Below are 19,772 nucleotides of genomic sequence, written 5' to 3' on the forward strand. Positions count from 1 at the left end.
TTTTAGAGGTCGCGCAGCAGTTCCGCGGCCTTGGCCCGGCCGACATTGCGGGTCATCAGAACGGCTGCGGCGATCGACGCCAGCAATAGCACCAGTACCAATGCCAGATAGGTTGCCGGGATAGCCAAGGCTTCCGGTGCCGGGTCGAACACGCCAGTCAGCAGCTTGACCAGCATCCAGGCCATGGTCAGGCCGGAGAGCAGGCCAAAGACGAGCCCGCCCACGGCCACCAGCAGGCCTTCGCCCCACAGGAATGCCGCAAGCTGGTGCGGTTTTGCCCCGATTGCCGACAGGATCGCGAAGCTGCGCCGCCGGTCGAGGAAGCCGAGCCCCAGCATCAGGCCGGCCGCGGCAACCGCCATGCCCAGCGCAAAAGCGAGTTCGATCGCGGTGAGGCCGGACAGGTCGACGGCTGTCAGGCTGGAGCCGATGATGTGGGCGGCCGAACCGACATCCTTGACCTGCAACGCGGGATCGTCGGCCAGTGCTGCCGAGGCGGCGCGGGCGAGGGCCGCGGGGTCGCCTTTCGCTCGCATCAACACATATTCGCTGGTGTCCGAGCCGGTCATCCTGGCGATGTAGGCGGCATTGGCGACGAGGAAAGAGTCCTTCGGTGCGGTCGGGAACTCGCGCGTCACGCCGATGAAGATGAATGGCACCGGATGATATTGATGGTCAGTGGCGTTCAGCAACCTCAGCTTGATCGTGTCGCCGACCGAGAGCTGGAAATCCTGCACTGTTTCTTGCGAGACCAGCACGCCGTTGGGCGTTTCGGCAAGGTTTGCCAGCATATTGGCGGCCCTGCCGCTGGCGAAATAGGCGTCGGGGAAGTCGGTGGCGTCGTCGATCGCCACCGGATCGATGCCGTAGAGATCCTGCAGGTCGGCACCGACATAGGCAAAGCGGTGCTGCATCGGTGCTGCCGCCACCACGTCGGGCAAAGCGGCGAGCTGTGTCAGCCTGGCGCCGGCCGGGTGGGTGGCCGTGCCGAAGACGGTGACATCGGAGCCATTTGTCAGTTCGGCGTCGACGCGGGCCTGGGCGTTGTAGGTGGTGTTGAAAACCGCCGTCGACACAGCAAACGAGACGGCGAGCGCGGTCATGGCGATGCCATAGGTGATCCGCCGAGACTGATGCGAAAGTGCCGCCGCAACGACGCTCGACAACCTGCCCGCCACCGGCCGGAGCAGAAGTTTCAGCATCGTGCCATTGCCGCCGATGATCCGCGCCGAGATGCGGATCGCCAGCAGTGCCGAGCCGATCCAGAACAAGGCCGGCGCGATGAAGGCGTTGTAGTCGACCGATGTGGCGGCGACGCCTTCAGGCGCCAGCACGACCTGGTAGCCGGTGCTGGCTGACTGCCAGAAAAACAGCAACGCGCCTAAAAGCAGCAAAACATCGAGCCAAAGGCGTTTCCACAACGGCACGCCGGCGCGGCCGATGGCGCGCCGCGAGGCACTGACGCTCAGGCCGCGGCTGTCGCGCCAGGCCGGGGTGAGGAAGGCAACGAGTGCGAGCACGAGGCCGACCGCCACCGACAGCGCAATGGCCCAGACACCAAGCCGGGCGTCACCGCCAAAGCGCAGCCTGGCGAAGAGCTGTGCCATGACCAGCCCGAACGTTGTCCCGACCACTGCGACAAGAAGCGCTTCGGCCGAGGTGAGCAACAAGATGCGGCGCACGCTTGCGCCACGGGCCCTGAGCAGGGCTTGTTCCGCCCTGCGGTGACCCGCTCCGGTCGAGGTAACAGCGAAGGTCAGCAGGCAAGCCAGGGCTATGCCGGGCACGCCGAGAAACAAGAACAGCACAGTCGCATAAAGCGAATCGCCGCGTACCGCATCAAGGCGTGCGCCGAGATTGTTGGCAACAAGCGCCTGTCCCGCCACGGCTGCTTCAAGGTTTCGGGCGGCCCCTGTCACCGTCGTCCAGGCGTCGGCCGGCCTCGCGGGCAGGTGGCTATGGTCCAGCCGGACGTGAAGCTGCGTGCGCGTCGTGTCGGGCCGCGCGACTTGTTGCGGTGCAAATATGCGCTGCCATTCGGCGACGGGCAGGATGAGCACATTGTCGGGTGGCGCCTGCGGAGCTGCCTGCGGCGGCAGGCCCACACCCTGAAATAGCGCGTCGGCATCGGGCAGTTCGATCACGCCATCGAGCCGGACTGTGACTGGCGGCAGCGCCACCCGCTTGATGGTGATCATGTCGCCGGGACGGACATGCAGGTTAGCGGCGGTCTGCTGTGCGGCCAACACGCCGCTGGCACTGCCCGACAGCAGCCGGACTTCTTGCGGAAAATCCGTGAGGTAGCCTTCGTCAAAGGCGATCACCTTGCCGGGACCGGTCGTTTGCACCGTGCCACCAGCACTGGCTTCGAGCCCGTCCGTGCCGGCATAAAGCACTGGCCTGATAGCAGAGACAGCAGCGGATTTGCCGATAGCGTCGCGGATCGAGTTGAGATCTGCGCCGGGCACCGCTTCGACCTGCCAGTCGATCGGCACGCCAGATGCCGCGCGACGCGTCATCGAGCTGCTGCTTTGGGCGAGGAAGGTCGACAAGGCAGCAAGTAGCGCCACGGTCACTGCGATGCCTGCCGCGGCACCTAAAAGGCGCCCGTAGCGCCGGCGCAGCAGGCCAAGGAGCCAGAGGCGGTTCACGCACGCCTCCGCTGCGGCTCGGCTGGATGCGAAAGCTGGCCGCGATCGATCGACCAGCGCAGGCTCATCCGTTCCGCCACCGCCTCGTCATGGGTCGCAATCACCAGCGCGGCACCGGTGTTGCGGATAAAACCTATGGTGAGATCGATGAAATGCTGCGCTGTGGCACTGTCGAGCTGGCCGGTCGGCTCGTCGGCGAGCACCAGGCGCGGGCCGGTGACGAGCGCGCGCGCCATGGCGACCCGCTGGGCCTGACCTCCGGAAAGCTCCTCGGGCAGCTTTTGGGCAAGCTCAGACAGCTCGAACCGTTCGAGGACCGTGGCTGCCCTGGCATCGACGTCGTCGTTGCTTTCCATCAGGACCAGCGGCAGGCCGACATTCTGCAAGACCGTCAGCGCCGGAAACAGGCTGGGTGTCTGGAACACGAACGCCACCTTGCCTGGGCGCAGCATGGCGCGCGTGCCAAGTGCCGGCCACATGATCGTGCCGGAAGAAGGCGCGTCGAGCCCACCCAGGAGGTGCAGAAGCGTTGTCTTGCCGCTACCCGAAGCGCCGACGAGCGCGATGCGGTCGCCTGCATCGATCCGGCAGCTGACGTCGTACAGAACCACAAGCTTGTCATGCGCGCCGTCGGCGAAGCTTCTGGAGATGGCGGAGGTGACGACGAGCGGCTCAACCATTGTCGATCCGCCCGTCGGCAAGATGGATGATGCGGTCGGCGCGCGCGGCAAGGGCTGCGCTGTGCGTCGCGATCAGCGTCGCCTTGCCGGCTACCCGCCGGGCCTCGAAATGCTCAAGCAAGCGCTCTTCGGTGTCGCGGTCGATCTCGGCCGTCGGTTCGTCGGCGACCAGTACGGGCGGGTCGGCGGCGAGTGCCGCAGCAAGGCCAGCGCGGGCGGTTTCACCGCCGGAGAGTTGCGACGGATAGTTTTGCGCGCGCTGGGCAAGCCCGACTGCCTGCAACAACGCGTCGAGCCGCCGCTGGTCGGTCTTGCCGGCCAGAAGCATCGACAGCCAGATGTTTTCGCGGACCGTCAGGTGCTGGAACAGATTGCCGGACTGCTGCAGGATACCGAAATTCGCCGCCCTGATGGCCGCCCGTTCGGCTTCGGGACGGCGTGTCAGGCGCTGCTCGCCGATCATGACATAGCCACCGTCCGGCTCGTCGAGACCGGTCAGGCAGGCCAGGAGCGTCGACTTTCCACTGCCCGATGGGCCGACGACCGACACCATCTCGCCGGGCGACAGGAAAAGGCTGACACCGCGAAGGGCCGCGGTCTCATCGTCGCCGACATGATAGAAGCGGTAGAGTTCGTGGGCGGCCAGGACGCTCATCTCAGCGCCACTGGAACGATTCCGACATCAGCTTCCACTGGTCGGCATTGTCGGCGCCAAGCGGCGCATAAAGCTCGAGCGCGACAAGCTTGCCGTCCTTGAAATAGAGAAAACGCTGGTTTTCGAGGCGGACCTGCTTGGAGGTCACCTGGTTTGGCTCGGAGTTCGAGCTGTAGGCGATGCGGATGGCATTGCCCGCAGGCAACTTGACCGCCTTGATGTCGTCGATCTTGACGGCGCGCTCCTTCTTTTCCAGCTGCGGCAGATAATCCGTGCGCACGCTGTCGACCGTGGGGGGCACGCCTGTGTCGGACAGTGTGACCACGACGCCATCGAGCTTGTCGACGAAACGCGCACCCGCCGTCATGTCGGTTCGCGCCCAGCCCTCCGGCACCTTGAGCGTGTAACCGTCCTTGGACTTGTAATCGATGAAGACCTGGGTGTCGGGAATGTCGCCCGGCGGGTTTTTCTCGGCCTGGACCGGTTGTTCCGCGACGATGGCAAAGGGCACGGCGGCAAAAGTGCAGGCCGCCGTCGTAAACGAGGCAAGCAGGCTCGACAGGATTGCGGTCCGAATCATATCGAGAGGTCTCCTTGCACTTCGACGGCGGCCACCGCCCAAGTCAAGATGACATCGGCAGATTACCGGCGCTTCGCGGGTGCAATACGCTTTCGTAAGGTTGCCGAGAGGCAATCGACGAGGCGGGGACAATTGACATGACGTCTCGCCGTCGATGCCCTATCGTTTGGAAACATTCGTTTTACGCCTCCTAAATGCATGCAAGGGGATTGGAATGGGACAGTTTGCTCCGGGCCGTGGACAAGACACAATCGAAGCCAAAGAGCTGGAGTTGATCCACCGCTACTGGCAGGCGGCGAATTATCTCTCGGTCGGCCAGATCTACCTGCTCGACAATCCGTTGCTGCGCGAGCCGCTGAAACCCGAGCACATCAAGCCCAGGCTGCTCGGACATTGGGGCACGACGCCCGGCCTCAACTTCATCTATGCCCATCTCAACCGGGTCATCAAGGCGCGCGACCTCGACATGATCTATGTCTGCGGCCCCGGTCACGGCGGGCCGGGCATGGTCGCCAATACCTATCTCGAAGGCTCCTACAGCGAGATTTATCCGGAGATCGGCCGCGATATCGACGGCGTGCGCAAGCTTTTCCGCCAGTTCTCCTTTCCTGGCGGTATTCCGAGCCATGTGGCGCCTGAGACGCCCGGCTCCATTCATGAGGGCGGCGAGCTCGGTTATGCGCTTGTCCATGCCTATGGCGCGGCGTTCGACAATCCCGATCTCGTCGTTGCCTGTGTCATCGGCGATGGCGAAGCCGAAACCGGAACGCTTGCGGCCTCCTGGCATTCGAACAAGTTCCTGAACCCGGTGCATGATGGCGCCGTGCTGCCGATCCTGCATCTCAATGGCTACAAGATCGCCAATCCCACCATCCTTGCGCGGATGGATAAGTCTGAACTGGACAGCCTGCTGCGTGGCTATGGCCATGAGCCGCTGTTTGTCGAAGGCGATGATCCCGAAGACATGCATCGGCAGATGTCGGCGACGCTCGATTTCGCGCTCAAGCGGATCACCGAGATTCAGGCGAGGGCGCGCAGTGGCGGCAACTCCGATCGGCCGCACTGGCCGATGATCGTGCTGCGCAGCCCGAAGGGCTGGACCGGGCCGAAGGAGGTCGACGGCAAGAAGGTCGAGGGCTTCTGGCGCGCGCATCAGGTGCCGATTTCCGACCCGAGAAAGGATGCCGGTCATCTCAAGCTGCTCGAAGCGTGGATGCGCAGCTACAAACCCGAAAAGCTGTTCGACGAAGAGGGACGGTTGAACGAGGACCTGCAGGCGCTGTCGCCGAAGGGCAAGCGTCGGATGGGCGCCAACCCGCACGCCAATGGCGGATTGCTCAAGCGCGACCTCGTGCTCCCGGATTTTCGTTCGCTGGGCGTCGAGGTCGCAACACCCGGCGGCGTCACCTCAGAAGCAACGCGCGCCATGGGGCGCCTGCTCCGGCAGGTGATGACGCTGAATGCCGAGACGCGCAATTTCCGGCTGATGGGGCCTGACGAAACCGCCTCCAACCGTCTCGATGACGTTTTCGATGTGACCAACCGGGTGTGGATGGAAGGCATCGAGCCTTATGACGAACATCTGGCACATGACGGCCGGGTGATGGAGGTGCTGAGCGAGAACCTTTGCCAGGGCTGGCTCGAGGGCTATCTGCTGACCGGCCGGCACGGCTTCTTTTCCTGCTACGAGGCCTTCATCCACATCGTCGATTCGATGTTCAACCAGCACGCCAAATGGCTCAAGGTTTCACGCGGGCTGGCCTGGCGGCGGCCGGTCGCCTCGCTGAACTATCTTTTGACCTCCCATGTCTGGCGGCAGGATCACAACGGCTTCAGCCATCAGGATCCGGGCTTTGTCGATCTGGTCGCCAACAAGAAGGCGGATATCGTGCGCATCTATCTGCCGCCGGATGCGAACACGCTGCTTTGGGTCACCGATCACTGCCTGCGCACTTATGACCGCATCAACGTCATTGTTGCCGGCAAGCAGCCGCAGCCGCAATGGCTTGCCATGCCTGAGGCGATTGCCCATTGCGAGGCGAGTGCCGGCATATGGCATTGGGCCGGGACGGAGGGCGACGATGGCGAGCCCGACGTGACCATGGCCTGCGCGGGAGACGTGCCGACACTTGAAACGATGGCGGCGGTGGACCTGCTTCGGACCACGCTGCCGGATTTGCGGATACGCGTCGTCAATGTAGTCGACCTGATGAGTCTGCAGCCGGACAGCGAGCATCCGCACGGCCTGACAGACGATGCGTTCGACGCCTTGTTCACGCGCAACAGGCCGGTGATCTTTGCCTATCACGGCTATCCATATCTCATCCACCGCCTGACCTATCGGCGCCACAACCACGACAATTTCCACGTTCGCGGCTTCAAGGAAGAGGGCACCACGACCACGCCCTTCGACATGGCGGTGCTCAACGAGATGGACCGCTATCATCTCGCCATCGAGGCGATCGACAGGATCGGCGACCTGGGAGCGGACGGGGCGAAAGCCAAGCGCGGCTTCGAAGACAAGCTGGCCGAACACTGGCGCTACGTGCGCGAGCATGGCGAAGACATGCCCGAGGTGCGCGACTGGGCCTGGCGAAACTAGCGCCGATGGTCGTTCTGGCCCTCAACGCCGGCTCGTCCAGCCTCAAGTTTGGCGTGTTCAAGGCTGTGTCGAAAGGCGAGGTCGAGCCGCTGATGCGGGGTGGCTTCGACGGACTTGCCGACACGCCGCGATTTTCGGCCAAGGACGCAGCCGGGCGCGTTCTCGCCGACAGCCCGTTGAGCGCGACCGACCGGTCGACTGGCGCATTGCTGCGGGAGCTTTTCGGCTTTCTCGCTCCTCTGCTCACTGGCGCACAGATCGAGGCCGTCGGGCATAGAATCGTCCATGGCGGTAGCCGCTTCATAGCTCCCGTTCACCTGACGAATGAGGTCATCGAGGCGCTAGACGCGCTCACGCCGATTGCGCCCCTGCATCAGCCGGCGAGTCTCGGCCCAGTCAGGGCGCTGGCCAAGCTGCGGCCGGACTTGTTGCAGGTCGGCTGTTTCGACACGGCGTTTCACAGCACGCTCGCGCCACCGGCCAGCCGCTACGCCATTCCGCGCGAATATGAAGAGATGGGACTGCGGCGCTACGGCTTTCACGGCCTGTCCTACGAGTTCATTGCCCGTCATCTCAGGGAAATAGCTCCGGGGCTGCTGGCGAAGAAAACTGTCGTTGCGCATCTAGGCAGCGGTTGCAGCCTGTGCGCGATGGTCGACGGCAAAAGCCGGGATACGACAATGGGCTTCACCGCACTGGACGGGCTGATGATGGCGACGCGGTCCGGGGCGATCGATCCGGGCATTATCTTGTATCTTCAGCAGGCACTGGGATTGTCAGTGCAAGAGGTCGAGCAACTGCTCTACCGCCGTTCGGGCTTGCTCGGTGTGTCGGGGATTTCGGGAGATACACGCGTGCTGCTTGCCAGCGACGATCCGCGTGCCGCCGAGGCACTCGAGCTGTTTGTCTTCAGTGTCGCGCGCAACATCGCGGCGATGGCCAATACGCTCCAGGGCCTCGAGCTTCTGGTCTTCACCGGCGGCGTCGGCGAGCATGCCGGCGGCATCAGAAAAGCGATCTGCGACCGTCTTGGCTGGCTGGGCGTGAGGCTTGACCCGTCGAAGACTGGCGATGTCATCAGCTGGGATGACAGCAAGGTGGAAATCAGGGTGATCGCCACCAATGAAGAGATGACGATCGCCCGCCAGACCAGCGCGCTGATCGGCGAGATGGCGGCCGGGTAAGCGCCTACGCCAGCGTCTTTTGATGGCGCAATAGCATGCCGAACAGGTCGCGAGGTTCGTCCGGGTCGGCTAGGAGGTCAAGTTCCTCGTAGCGTTTGGTCGTGCGAAGCTGGTCGCGGACATAACGCAGTGCCGAAAAATCCTCGATCGCAAAACCGACCGAATCAAACAGCGTGATCTGCCGCTCGTCGTTGCGGCCCGCCGTCTGCCCTGAGATGACCTGCCAGAGTTCGGTGACGGGGTGGTCGGCGTCGAGTTGCTGGATTTCGCCTTCGATGCGGGTCTGCGGCGGGTACTCGACAACGATTTGCGAGCGCAAAAGAATGTCGCGGTGCAGTTCGGTCTTGCCCGGGCAGTCACCGCCGACCGCGTTGATGTGGACGCCGGTGCCGACCATGTTGTCGGTGAGGATCGTCGCATTCTGCTTGTCTGCGGTGACAGTGGTGATGATCTGCGATCCTTCGACCGCCTCCTGGCCGTTGGCGCAGATGGTGATCTCGAAGCCCAGGCCGTCGAGATTGCGGGCGCATTTGCGGCTTGCCTCGATGTCGATGTCGTAAAGCCGCAGCTTGTTGACGCCGAGCAGCGCCTTGAAGGCCAGTGCCTGAAATTCCGACTGGGCGCCGTTGCCGATGATCGCCATGGTGTCTGAGCCTTTCGGCGCCAGATATTTCGCCGCGACCGCCGAGGTGGCGGCAGTGCGCAAGGCGGTCAGGATGGTCATTTCGGTCAGCAGCATCGGGTAGCCCGAGCCGACATCGGCGAGCACGCCGAAGGCGGTGACTGTCTGGCGGCCCTGGCGCGTGTTCTTGGGGTGGCCGTTGACATATTTGAAGCCGTAGAGCTGGCCGTCGCTGGTCGGCATCAGTTCGATGACGCCGTCATGGCTGTGCGAGGCCAGCCGGGGCGTCTTGTCGAACAGCTCCCAGCGCTTGAAATCCTCTTCGATATAGCCGGCGAGTTCGGTGAGGAAACGGTCGACGCCGATTTCCAGGACCAGCTTCATCATGTTGTCGACGCTGACAAAGGGAACGATGTTGAGGTTGGCGATTGTCATCAGAAGCTCCTTGTCGGGCGGTCCATGATGCGGCGACCCATCAGCGAGGCGGTGAGGTCGACCATCAGGCTGGCGGTGCGCCCGCGTTCGTCGAGGAATGGATTGAGTTCGACGAGGTCGAGGCTGGAGACGAGGCCACTATCGTGCAGCATCTCCATCGCCAGATGGGCTTCGCGGAACGTGGCGCCGCCTGGCACGGTGGTGCCGACAGCGGGTGCGATCGAAGGGTCGAGGAAATCGACGTCGAGGCTGACATGCAGCAGCCCGTTTTCAGCCGCGACGCGTTCGAGGAAAGCCCGCAGCAGTGGGGCGATGCCATATTCGTCGATCGTGCGCATGTCATGAACGGTGACGCCTGCCTGTATCAGCGCCTGGCGCTCGGCGGGGTCGACGCTGCGAATGCCGAGCGTGCAGATGCGCTTGGGGTCGACCTTGGCAGAAAGGGCGGGGAAATAGCCGTCGAATCCCGGAAGCCCGCTGGCATAGGCGAGCGGCACGCCATGCAGATTGCCGCTGGCGGTCGTGTCGAGCGTGTGGAAATCCGGATGCGCGTCGAGCCAGAGCACAAAAAGCGGCCGTCCCAGTTCTGCTGCGCGGCGCGCCACACCGGAAAGCGTGCCGGCGCTCATGCTGTGGTCGCCGCCCAAGAAAATGGGCATGCCTTCAGCACTGGCGGCATAGGCGGCGTCCGCGATGGCTGCCGTCCAGGCGACAATCTCCGGCAGCGACTTGAGCGCCTGGTTCTTGTGTTCGGCGACATGGACTGGCTGCGGAACCACTGTCCCGAGATCGGTCAGGCTATGGCCCAGTTCGGTCAAAGCGGCTGCAAGGCCCGCCGTGCGCAGCGCGCTTGGCCCCATCTCGCAGCCCATGCGGCCGGCTCCATCTTGAACCGGTGCTCCCAGAATCTTGCAGTGCATTCGTTGCCGCCCATGTGAAATGAACACGCATTGAACAGCCATGGCCTGGCAAAATGAAGCGCTTGAAGTGACACATCCGATATGAGAATTGTGCAATATGAAGGCCATATTGCGCAAAATGGAACCAAGATGGACGATTTGGACAAAAGGCTGGTGACACTGCTCCGCCATCAGGGGCGGCGAAGCATTTCCGATCTGGCCGTTGACCTTGGCGTTTCGCGCGCCACGGTGCGCACGCGCATGGAGCGTCTGGAGAAGTCCGGCGACATTATCGGCTATACCGTCATCCTGCGTGCCGAGGCTGTTGGCCAGGCTGTTCGCGGCATCATGCTGATCGAAATCGAAGGGCACGTTTCCGACCGGGTGATCCGGGTGCTGGGCGGTTTTTCGGAGGTGTCGCAGATCCACACGACCAACGGGCGCTGGGATCTCGTGGTCGAGCTGGGGACGTCGACGCTGACGGATTTCGATGCCGTGTTGCGCCGGATCAGGCTCATCCCCGGAATTACCGGCAGCGAGACCAGCATTTTGCTGGCCACGCCACGCAGCACCAAGGCCAAGCTCTAGTATCGGCGAGATGGCCGGTCTGGACTGCGCTCCCTCGTCAAAATAAAACTGTTTTGCGCGGAGCGGGTTTGGCTTGGAGGAGAAGGGCGAATGTCGGCGATTAGCTCAATGTGCCTGCGGTCCTGGTTCGTTGCCGCAGGGTTGTTTTTGGCGGCACCAGCATCGGCCAACGACTCGACGGCCGAACTCGGCACCGGCGGGCTGATCCTCGGTCGCACCGACCAGATCGCCATGGAGAGCGAGGACCTGTTCATCTCGATGGACAAGGTCAAGGTCGACTATGTCTTCCGCAACAATTCGGACAAGGATATCGAAACAGTCGTGGCGTTTCCGATGCCCGACATCGATGGCAGTCCGGATTGGATGACCGGCGTGCCCGATGAGACCAGCGACAATTTTCTCGGCTTTTCGGTTTCGATCGACGGCAACGACATAAAGCCCGAACTCCAGCACAACGCATTCGCCGCAGAGGTGGATATCTCAGCCGATCTGGTAGCCAATGGCATACCGTTCCTGCCGTTTGGCGAGGCGACCTACAAGGCACTGGAAAAGCTCAAGGACGAGGTTACCGACGATTGGCAGAACCGCGGCATCATCACCATCAGCGAATATGACGACGGCACGGGCATGAAACGCGTGCGCGAGCCGTTCTGGAAGCTGCGCTCGGCCTATTGGTGGAAGGCGACGTTTCCTGCGGGGAAGCCGGTGAAGGTGGCGCATAGCTACAAGCCGAGCGTTGGCGGCACGGCTGGCGTCAGCTTTTTCACGGATGGCAAATTCCAGGGCGAATATGACGGCTATAAAGCCAAGTACTGCCTCGACGAAGGGTTCGAGCGTGCGGTGGCCAAGGCGGCGAAGGTGTCCACCGACGGCTATCCGCCCTATAGCGAGAGCCGGGTTTCGTATGTGCTGACGACCGGTGGCAATTGGGCGCTCGGCACCATCGGCAAATTCAAGCTGACCATCGACAAGGGCGGTCCAGCCAACATCGTCAGCTTTTGCGGGACTGGGGTGAAGAAGACGGGTCCAACGATCTTCGAGATGACCGCCGAGGATTATTATCCAGAGCGCGATGTCGATATTCTGATCCTGCAGCCTTACGATACCCAGAGATGACAGGCCGGGCGGGAGATTCGTCTGGAACGGGAAGGGCGGCGGATGGACGTTGCGATCTATGTGGCGATTGCCGAAAACGGCGTGATCGGGCGCGATAATGGCCTGCCATGGAAGCTGTCGAGCGATCTCAAGCGCTTCAAGGCCGACACCATGGGCAAGCCGATCATCATGGGGCGCAAGACCTATGAGAGTATCGGCAAGCCGTTGCCGGGCCGGCTCAACATCGTCGTCAGCCGCGATCCAAGCTACCGAATCGATGGTGCGGAAACGGTGCAGTCGGTCGAAGACGCCATTACTTTGGCCATAGCCAAGGGGCGCTGCATGCCGGGCGCCAATGAAATCTGCGTGATCGGCGGTGGCGAGATCTACCGCCAGGCGCTGCCGCTCGCCGATCGGCTGCATGTCACCCATGTGCTGGCCAGCCTCGACGGCGACACGCGCTTTCCCGCGATCGAGCCGAACATCTGGGCTGTCGCAAGCTCGCAGGACTTTCCCGCAGGCGAGAAAGACAGCCATGCGACACGCTACACAGTTTACGAGAAGCGCCGCGAGGTGCATTGAGGGCACGGCTTCATACATATGTAGTGAAATCAGAGGCACTTACGGGCCGTCGCGTTGAAAGCGCTTGCTCGTATCACTATAGATGGTGTCAGTAATTAAGCGGCCGTCTCAGGCGCGGCCGCCATTGTTTCGTAGTTGAAAGGACATTCATGCCCTGGAACAATCAAAGTGGAGGCGGCGGCGGCCCATGGGGCGGCGGCAGCGGTGGCGGAGGCGGCGGTGGCCCATGGGGGCAAGGACCTCGACCAAGTGGACCGCAGGGTTCTCCTCCCGATCTCGAAGACATCATTCGCCGGGGCCAGGACAAGCTGAAGCGCGCGCTTCCGGGCGGCGGCGGTTCGAGTGCCGTGCTATTCGGCCTTATCGGAGCGGGATTGATCGCGTTCTGGGCGTTCCAGTCGATCTACACCGTGCAGCCTGACGAACTCGCCGTCGAACTGCGTTTCGGCAAGCCCAAGCAGGAACTGTCGCAGCCGGGTCTGCACTTCCATTGGTGGCCGATCGAGACGGTCGAGAAGGTCAACACGGCTGAAAAGCTTGTCGATATCGGCGAGGTGCGTGGCAACACGTCGTCTGGCCTGATGCTTTCGGGCGACCAGAACATCGTCGATGTGAAATTCTCCGTCGCCTATCAGGTCTCCAACCCGGAGGCCTATCTGTTCAACGTCTCCGAACCCGACATCATGGTTCGCCAGATCGCTGAAAGCGCCATGCGCGAAGTGGTCGGGCGCCGGCCAGCGCAAGACATCTTCCGCGACGACCGCCAGGGCATCGCTGCGGGCGTGCGCGACATCATCCAGGCGACGCTCGACGACTATGGCGCAGGCCTTTCGGTCAACGCGATTTCGATCGAGGACGCAGCACCGCCGCGCGAAGTGGCCGATGCATTTGATGAAGTGCAGCGTGCCGAACAGGACGAGGACCGCTTCGTCGAGGAATCCAACCAGTATTCCAACCAGAAGCTCGGCCAGGCGCGCGGTGAAGCGGCTCAGGTCCGTGAAGACGCGGCAGCCTACAAGAACCGCGTTGTCCAGGAAGCCGAAGGTGAGGCCCAGCGCTTCATCTCGGTCTATGACGAATATGCCAAGGCGCCTGACGTGACCCGCAAGCGCCTCTATCTCGAGACCATGGAAAAGGTGCTTCAGGGCTCCAGCAAGGTGATCGTCGAGCAAGGCAACGGGCAGGGCGTGGTGCCCTATCTCCCGCTACCTGAACTACAGAAGCGCGCTCCGGCAGCGGCGGGAGGCAAGTAATGTCAAATCGTCTCCCCATTATCGGCGTCTTCGCCGTCATCGTCCTGATTCTGATCTGGTCGTCGATCTTCGTGGTCAATGAACGCCAGCAGGTCATCGTGCTGCGCTTCGGCGAAATCGTCGACGTCAAAACCGAGCCCGGCATCTACTTCAAGGCACCGTTCTCGATGTTTGAGGCTGACAATGTGCAGGTCATTGAGGACCGCGTCATGCGGCTCGACCTCGACGATATCCGCGTCCAGGTCTCGGGCGGCAAGTTCTACGATGTCGATGCCTTCATCGCCTATCGTATCAACGATGCGCGCAAGTTCCGGCAGACCGTGTCGGGCAGCGTGGAACTGGCCGAACAGCGTCTGCGTACCCGCTTCGACGCGGCCCTGCGCCGGGTATACGGCGTGCGCGGCTTCGAAGCGGCGCTCTCGGAAGAGCGTGCCGCGATGATGCGCGAAGTTCGCGACCAGCTACAGCCTGACGCGACATCGCTTGGCCTTGAGATCCAGGATGTCCGCATCCGCCGTACGGATCTGACCGCCGAGGTGTCGCAGCAGACCTACGACCGCATGAAGGCCGAACGTCTGGCCGAGGCCGAAAGGCTGAGGGCACGCGGACGCGAAGCGGCACAGCGCATCCGCGCCCGTGCCGACCGCGAAGTGGTCGAGACTGTCGCCGAAGCGCAGAAGGAATCGGAAATCCTGCGCGGTGAAGGCGAAGCCCAGCGCTCCGCCGTGTTCGCCGATGCCTTCAACCGCGATCCTGAGTTCTTCGACTTCTACCGGTCGATGAGCGCCTACGGCACCGCATTGAATGCCGACGGCACGACAATGGTGCTGTCGCCGGAATCGGAGTTCTTCCGCTACTTCCGCGACAGCGGCAAAGCGCCGGCAGCCAAGGCAACGCCAGCCCCCGCGGCCGGCGTCGCAACCCCCAGCACCAGCAACTAAGCAGTGCAGGACTTTATCGTCGCCATAGGCCTGGTTCTCGTTTTCGAGGGCCTGGTCTATGGCGGCTTTCCTTCCGCCGCCAAGAAGATGGCGGCGCAGGTGACTGAAATGCCTGACGCCCTGCTCAGGACTGTGGGCCTTGCCGCGATCGTCATCGGTGTCGGCGTCGTCTGGCTCATCCGGGGATAACGGACGATTTATTCCGTGCCGGTAGCAATGGCCGCAAACAGGCCTTATTTGTTTTCATCATGACGCTTCGCGCTCGGACGGCCCGGCGCGATCAATGACAAGACAGCCCCGGGAGGCTTCCCTGATGATTTCCACGCCCCTTTTGCGCGCCATGCGAAAGGCCTCTCTGGCCGCCACGACAGCGCTGATGATCGGTGCCATCGTCGTGCCATCCTTCGTCACGCCTGCCTTGGCGCAAGGGCCGGAATCGGTCGCCAACCTCGCCGAAGGCCTGCTTGGCGCAGTCGTCAACATCTCGACGTCACAGACGGTGAAGGGCGGGGAGGGCGAGAACGCCGTTCCGATGCCGCAGCTGCCGGAAGGCTCGCCGTTCCAGGATTTCTTCGATGAGTTCTTCAAGAACCGCGGAGGCCAGGACAATGGCGGCTCGCAGAAGGTGCAGTCGCTCGGTTCCGGCTTCATCGTCGATGCCGAGCAGGGCATCGTTGTCACCAACAACCACGTCATAGCCGACGCCGACGAGATCGAGGTGAACTTCTCCGACGGCTCGAAGCTGAAAGCCACGCTGGTCGGCACCGACACCAAGACCGATATCGCGGTGCTGAAGATCGATCCGAAGGCCAAGAAGCTGACGGCGGTGAAGTTTGGCGATTCCAACAAGATGCGGATCGGCGACTGGGTGATGGCGATCGGCAATCCTTTCGGCCTTGGCGGCACGGTGACCCTGGGCATCGTGTCGGCGCGCAACCGCGACATCAATTCAGGCCCATATGACGACTTCATCCAGACCGACGCCGCGATCAATCGCGGCAATTCGGGCGGACCGTTGTTCAACATGTTTGGCGAGGTCATCGGTATCAACACGGCGATCATTTCGCCGTCGGGCGGTTCGATCGGTATCGGTTTCTCGATCCCGTCTGAGATCGCGGCCGGCGTTGTCGATCAGCTCAAGCAATTCGGCGAGACGCGTCGCGGTTGGCTCGGCGTGCGCATCCAGCCGGTCACCGACGACATCGCCGAGAGTCTCGGCATGGCCACCGCCAAGGGCGCGCTGATTGCCGGCATCATCAAGGGTGGGCCGGTCGACAAGGGCCAGATCCTGCCTGGCGACGTGGTGATCAAGTTCGACGGCAAGGATATCGTAGAGATGCGCGACCTGCCGCGCGTTGTTGCCGAAAGCCCGGTGGGCAAGGCTGTCGACGTGGTGATCGTGCGCAAGGGCGTCGAGCAGACAGTCAAGATAACGCTCGGCAGGCTCGAGGACGGCGAGAAGCTGGCCGAGGGCGAAGCCACCAAGCCGGCCGAAGGTGCCGACAAGGGGGCAGTGGTTGCGGCGGCCAGCGTGCTCGGCATGACCATCGGCGACCTCAACGACGACACCCGCGCCAAGTTTGGCATTGCCGCCGAAGTTTCCGGTGTCGTGGTGACATCAGTTGCAAAGGACTCGGCCGCAGCCGAGCGCGGCATCGTTGCCGGCGAGGTGATCACCGAAATCGCCCAGGAATCGGTGGCGACGCCGAAAGAGGTGACGGACCGTATCGCCGCGCTCAAGGAACAGGGCCGCAAGAACGCGTTGCTGATGCTGGCGTCCAAGACCGGCGAGCTGCGGTTCGTAACGCTGCGCATGGACTGAGTCCACGAGACCGACCACGAACGGAGCCATTGGTGACATCCTATAGGATGTGCTACATTGGCTCCGATGCGTGTCGTTCTCGATACCAATGTACTCGCGGCCGGCTTGCGGAGCCGGAGCGGCGCATCTTTTGTGATCCTTAGCCATGTCGCTGAGGCTCGGCTGCGCCCTCTGGTGACGACGGCATTGTTTCTTGAGTACGAGGCGGTGTTGCGTCGGACGGAACACCGCGCAGCGCACGGCCTGTCGAACGCGGATATTGATCGCTTTCTATCAGGTCTTGCGGCGTTGGCTGAGCCAGTCGAGGTTCACTTTCGGTGGCGCCCGCAATTGTCGGACCCAAAAGACGAGATGGTGCTCGAGGCCGCGGTAAATGGTCGTGCGGACGCTCTCGTGACACACAATATGCGGGATTTTGAAAAAGTCTCGGAACGCTTCGAACTGAAAGTAGTCAGACCCGCTGAATTGCTCCAAGGATTAAGGCGATGAGCAAGGCAACTTATCCACTCAAGCTTCCTCAGTCGGTAAAGGAGGCTGCTGCGCGTCTGGCCAAAGCTGACGGTGTCTCGCTCAATCAGTGGATCGCATCGGCCGTGGCCCAGAAGGTCGGCGCCGTCGAGACAGCCGCCGATTTCTTGCGGCGGCGTGCCGGAGTGGCATCGGCCAACGACTTCTCGGCGATCCTTGACAAGGTGCCCAGCGGATCGGTGGAAGCAGGCGACGAACTTCCGGGCGAACGCAAATAGCTTTAGCGCGGCTAGGTAGCCGCCTTTTTTTGCTTTTGCCATTCGGCTTTCGACAGCCGGTAAAACACGTGGCGCTTGAGTTCGGGATGCGTGTCGGGCACGCGCGGATGATCGAAGTCGCCTGAGGCGTCGTGTCTCATGCCGAGACGCTGCATGACGGCGGTCGAGCGGTTGTTGTTCGCAACCGCAAACGAGACGACCTCGTCGAGCTTCAGCGTCTCGAAGCAATAGGCGAGCAAGGCTTCCGAGGCTTCGGTGACGTAGCCCTTGCCCCAGAATTCGGGCGCGAGCCGCCAGCCGATCTCCATCGTGCCCTGGGGGATGAAAGGCGCGAGGTCGGTGCGGTTGATGCCGACGAAGCCGATGCATTCGCCTGTGGCTGCGATCTCGGCAGCGCTGAAGCCAAAGCCGTCGCGGTCGATGTTGCCGCGAAGCTTGTCGAACAGTTCGTCGCTCTCCGCCCTGGTGCGGCGCATCCCGAAGAACTCCATCACCTGCTCGTCCGAATTGATGCGGTGGAAGAGCGCGCGGTCGCGTTCTTCCCAGTTGCGCAGGATCAGGCGTTCGGTGCGGATCTCTTTCATTGCGTGAACTCGCTGCTGGTGTAGCCCTGGAGGTAGAGCAGGGCGGTGAGGTCGGCATTGTCGATGCGGATCTTTGCTTGCGCTGCCACCGACGGCTTGGCGTGAAGCGCGACGCCCGAGCCGGCGAGGCGGATCATGTCGAGGTCGTTGGCACCGTCACCGACAGCGATGGCATCGGCCGGGGTGAGGCCGAGGCGTGCGGAAATCTCGTTCAATGCGTCGGCCTTGGCGGCGCGGCCGAGAATCGGCTCGGAGACCTTGCCGGTCAGGCGGCCGTCAGCCTCGATCAGGTGATTGGCGCGATTTTCGTCGAAGCCAAACATCTTGGCGATGCGCGAGGTGAAGACGTCGAAGCCGCCCGAGACCAGCGCGGTGTAGGCGCCATGCGCCTTCATCGTGGCGACCAGTGTCTTGCCGCCGGAGGCAAGGGTCAGGCGGCTGTCGATGATGCGATTGATGACCGAGGCATCGAGCCCGGCGAGTAGTGCCACGCGCTCGCGCAGGGCCGGCTCGAAGGCGATCTCGCCATTCATCGAGCGTGCGGTGATGTCGGCGACGCGATCCTTGACGCCGATCTCGTCGGCGAGTTCGTCGATGCACTCCTGGTCGATCATGGTCGAATCCATGTCGGCGATCAGGATCTTTTTCCTACGTGTTGCGTTGTCCTGAACGGCGAAATCGATGGCCTCGCCGGCAAGGACGGAAGCAAGCGCCGCATGGGCATCGTCGGCGGAAAGCGCTGATGGCAGCGTAATGTCGCAGGCGACAGCCTCGCCGAGCCAAACAAAGCCGCTTGCACCAAGGGCGCGAGAGGCCTTATCGGCAAGGGACGGAGCCAGCAGAGCGCGGTCCGGATGGGAAATCAGCGTGGCGATCAGCGGCATCGAAAATTCCGGAACAAGCGAGGGGCGCATCAAGAACGCGACCCTGATAGCCGGGCCGACCGCCAGCGGCAAGTCGGCGCTGGCGCTCAGCCTTGCCGCGGGCGACGGCGGGGTGATCGTCAACGCCGATTCGATGCAGGTCTACAGTGTGCTCAACGTGCTGACCGCGCGGCCGGGTGCTGACGACCTGACGCGCGTACGCCACTTCCTCTACGGCCATATGTCGCCGGCGACGGCCTATTCGACCGGCACCTGGCTGCGCGACGTGGCGGTGCTGGCCGACAGCGGGCTGTTTGTCGAAAAGCCGCCGATCTTCGTTGGTGGGACCGGGCTCTATTTTCGGGCGCTGGCGGAGGGCATTTCGGAAATGCCCGAAATCCCCACCGAAATCCGTGACCGTTGGCGTTGGCGGCTCAATGAGGAGGGTGCGCCCAGGCTGCACCGGGTGCTGATGAATGTGGACAGTGCGGTGGCCATGCGCCTCAAGGCCAGCGACGGCCAGCGCATCGTGCGCGCGCTGGAGGTGCTGGAGGCGTCGGGCCGTTCGATCCTGAAATGGCAGGCCGACAAGGGGCACCCGATGATCGACCTCGCCACGGCGCGCTTCATCGTCATCGAGCCCGAGCGCGAGCTGCTGATCAAGCGTATCGACGCGCGATTCGACAAGATGATCGAGCTTGGCGCGCTCGACGAGGTGAAGGCGATCACCGCCATGCGGCTCGCTCCGGAGCTGCCGGCGATGAAGGCGATCGGCGTGCGCGAGCTGGCCAGCGCCATGGCCGGCGAGATGAGCTTTGACGAAGCGATCGAGCGGGCGAAGATCGCAACGCGTCAGTATTCCAAGCGGCAATCGACATGGTTCCGCAACCAGTTCGGGCCGGAATGGCAGCGGATCAGCGGTGAGGCCGGAAGAGGCTCTGATGCGGCAGATGCATAGGAAACGCTGGCAATGATTAACCCTCCGTAAGG

Annotated in this window: 20 protein-coding genes; 12 read left to right on the plus strand and 8 right to left on the minus strand. The window is 62.8% G+C overall.

Annotated features, from left to right (window positions below):
- Nucleotides 1-2: 2 nt before the first annotated feature.
- The 4 genes from AC1RTB_RS11025 to AC1RTB_RS11040 are packed head-to-tail and all read right to left on the minus strand — an operon-like array spanning nt 3 to nt 4,566.
- Complete coding sequence (locus AC1RTB_RS11025) at nt 3-2,651, minus strand: FtsX-like permease family protein (protein WP_492882072.1); 2,649 nt, start codon at nt 2,649-2,651, stop codon at nt 3-5.
- Complete coding sequence (locus tag AC1RTB_RS11030) at nt 2,648-3,331, minus strand: ABC transporter ATP-binding protein (protein WP_492882071.1); 684 nt, start codon at nt 3,329-3,331, stop codon at nt 2,648-2,650. The genes AC1RTB_RS11025 and AC1RTB_RS11030 overlap by 4 nt, the downstream gene beginning before the upstream one ends.
- Entirely contained in the window at nt 3,324-3,986 is a 663-nt protein-coding gene (locus tag AC1RTB_RS11035) for an ABC transporter ATP-binding protein (RefSeq protein WP_492882070.1), read from the minus strand. Before AC1RTB_RS11035 ends, AC1RTB_RS11030 begins: the two co-directional genes overlap by 8 nt.
- 1 nt (nt 3,987) lies before the next feature.
- Entirely contained in the window at nt 3,988-4,566 is a 579-nt protein-coding gene (locus tag AC1RTB_RS11040) for a hypothetical protein (RefSeq protein ID WP_492882069.1), read from the minus strand.
- A 214-nt stretch (nt 4,567-4,780) separates the two neighbouring features.
- Between AC1RTB_RS11040 and AC1RTB_RS11045 the strand changes: the two genes are divergently transcribed.
- Nucleotides 4,781-7,168, plus strand: coding sequence for a phosphoketolase family protein (locus tag AC1RTB_RS11045; RefSeq protein WP_492882068.1), 2,388 nt, complete (start codon nt 4,781-4,783; stop codon nt 7,166-7,168).
- Nucleotides 7,169-7,173: 5 nt separating this feature from the next.
- Nucleotides 7,174-8,352, plus strand: a complete 1,179-nt coding sequence (locus AC1RTB_RS11050; protein ID WP_492882067.1) for an acetate/propionate family kinase — start codon at nt 7,174-7,176, stop codon at nt 8,350-8,352.
- 4 nt (nt 8,353-8,356) lie between these two features.
- Here AC1RTB_RS11050 and ocd read toward each other — a convergent pair whose 3' ends face one another.
- Together ocd and rocF are read right to left on the minus strand one after the other, a co-directional pair.
- Nucleotides 8,357-9,409, minus strand: a complete 1,053-nt coding sequence (gene ocd / locus AC1RTB_RS11055) for an ornithine cyclodeaminase (RefSeq protein ID WP_492882066.1) — start codon at nt 9,407-9,409, stop codon at nt 8,357-8,359.
- Entirely contained in the window at nt 9,409-10,329 is a 921-nt protein-coding gene (rocF, locus tag AC1RTB_RS11060; protein ID WP_492882065.1) for an arginase, read from the minus strand. The genes ocd and rocF overlap by 1 nt, the downstream gene beginning before the upstream one ends.
- A 129-nt stretch (nt 10,330-10,458) precedes the next feature.
- On the opposite strand from rocF, the gene AC1RTB_RS11065 reads away from it, so the two are divergent.
- The 9 genes from AC1RTB_RS11065 to AC1RTB_RS11105 all read left to right on the plus strand — a co-directional run bounded on the left by AC1RTB_RS11065 (nt 10,459) and on the right by AC1RTB_RS11105 (nt 17,335).
- Entirely contained in the window at nt 10,459-10,896 is a 438-nt protein-coding gene (locus tag AC1RTB_RS11065; protein ID WP_476782027.1) for an Lrp/AsnC family transcriptional regulator, read from the plus strand.
- Between the two features lie 90 nt (nt 10,897-10,986).
- Nucleotides 10,987-12,012, plus strand: a complete 1,026-nt coding sequence (locus AC1RTB_RS11070; RefSeq protein ID WP_492882064.1) for a DUF4424 domain-containing protein — start codon at nt 10,987-10,989, stop codon at nt 12,010-12,012.
- A gap of 42 nt (nt 12,013-12,054) precedes the next feature.
- Complete coding sequence (locus tag AC1RTB_RS11075; protein ID WP_492882063.1) at nt 12,055-12,573, plus strand: dihydrofolate reductase; 519 nt, start codon at nt 12,055-12,057, stop codon at nt 12,571-12,573.
- Between the two features lie 149 nt (nt 12,574-12,722).
- Nucleotides 12,723-13,826 carry an FtsH protease activity modulator HflK gene (hflK, locus tag AC1RTB_RS11080; RefSeq protein ID WP_492882062.1) on the plus strand — a complete coding sequence of 368 codons (1,104 nt, stop codon included), beginning with the start codon at nt 12,723-12,725 and terminating at the stop codon, nt 13,824-13,826.
- Nucleotides 13,826-14,767: a protease modulator HflC gene (hflC, locus tag AC1RTB_RS11085; RefSeq protein ID WP_492882061.1), complete on the plus strand. Its 942-nt coding sequence runs from the start codon at nt 13,826-13,828 to the stop codon at nt 14,765-14,767. Before hflK ends, hflC begins: the two co-directional genes overlap by 1 nt.
- Before the next feature lie 3 nt (nt 14,768-14,770).
- Nucleotides 14,771-14,956, plus strand: a complete 186-nt coding sequence (locus AC1RTB_RS11090) for a DUF2065 domain-containing protein (protein WP_492882060.1) — start codon at nt 14,771-14,773, stop codon at nt 14,954-14,956.
- Between the two features lie 124 nt (nt 14,957-15,080).
- Nucleotides 15,081-16,589: a DegQ family serine endoprotease gene (locus AC1RTB_RS11095; protein WP_492882059.1), complete on the plus strand. Its 1,509-nt coding sequence runs from the start codon at nt 15,081-15,083 to the stop codon at nt 16,587-16,589.
- Nucleotides 16,590-16,655: 66 nt separating this feature from the next.
- A complete protein-coding gene (locus tag AC1RTB_RS11100) occupies nt 16,656-17,078 on the plus strand; it encodes a putative toxin-antitoxin system toxin component, PIN family (protein WP_492882058.1) in 423 nt (140 codons plus the stop codon).
- Complete coding sequence (locus AC1RTB_RS11105; RefSeq protein WP_492882057.1) at nt 17,075-17,335, plus strand: toxin-antitoxin system HicB family antitoxin; 261 nt, start codon at nt 17,075-17,077, stop codon at nt 17,333-17,335. Before AC1RTB_RS11100 ends, AC1RTB_RS11105 begins: the two co-directional genes overlap by 4 nt.
- A gap of 11 nt (nt 17,336-17,346) precedes the next feature.
- Here the strand turns inward: AC1RTB_RS11105 and AC1RTB_RS11110 are convergent, their stop codons facing one another.
- Both AC1RTB_RS11110 and serB read right to left on the minus strand, forming a co-directional pair.
- On the minus strand, nt 17,347-17,919 hold the full coding sequence (locus tag AC1RTB_RS11110) for a GNAT family N-acetyltransferase (RefSeq protein ID WP_492882056.1): 573 nt from the start codon (nt 17,917-17,919) through the stop codon (nt 17,347-17,349).
- Nucleotides 17,916-18,803 carry a phosphoserine phosphatase SerB gene (gene serB, locus AC1RTB_RS11115; protein ID WP_492882055.1) on the minus strand — a complete coding sequence of 296 codons (888 nt, stop codon included), beginning with the start codon at nt 18,801-18,803 and terminating at the stop codon, nt 17,916-17,918. Before serB ends, AC1RTB_RS11110 begins: the two co-directional genes overlap by 4 nt.
- Here serB and miaA point away from each other — a divergent pair.
- Complete coding sequence (gene miaA / locus AC1RTB_RS11120) at nt 18,793-19,740, plus strand: tRNA (adenosine(37)-N6)-dimethylallyltransferase MiaA (protein WP_492882082.1); 948 nt, start codon at nt 18,793-18,795, stop codon at nt 19,738-19,740. The two genes, serB and miaA, sit on opposite strands and share 11 nt — an antisense overlap.
- The last annotated feature ends 32 nt before the right edge of the window (nt 19,741-19,772 follow it).

The sequence above is a fragment of the Aminobacter sp. GW821-FHT11F06 genome (genome assembly GCF_058808215.1).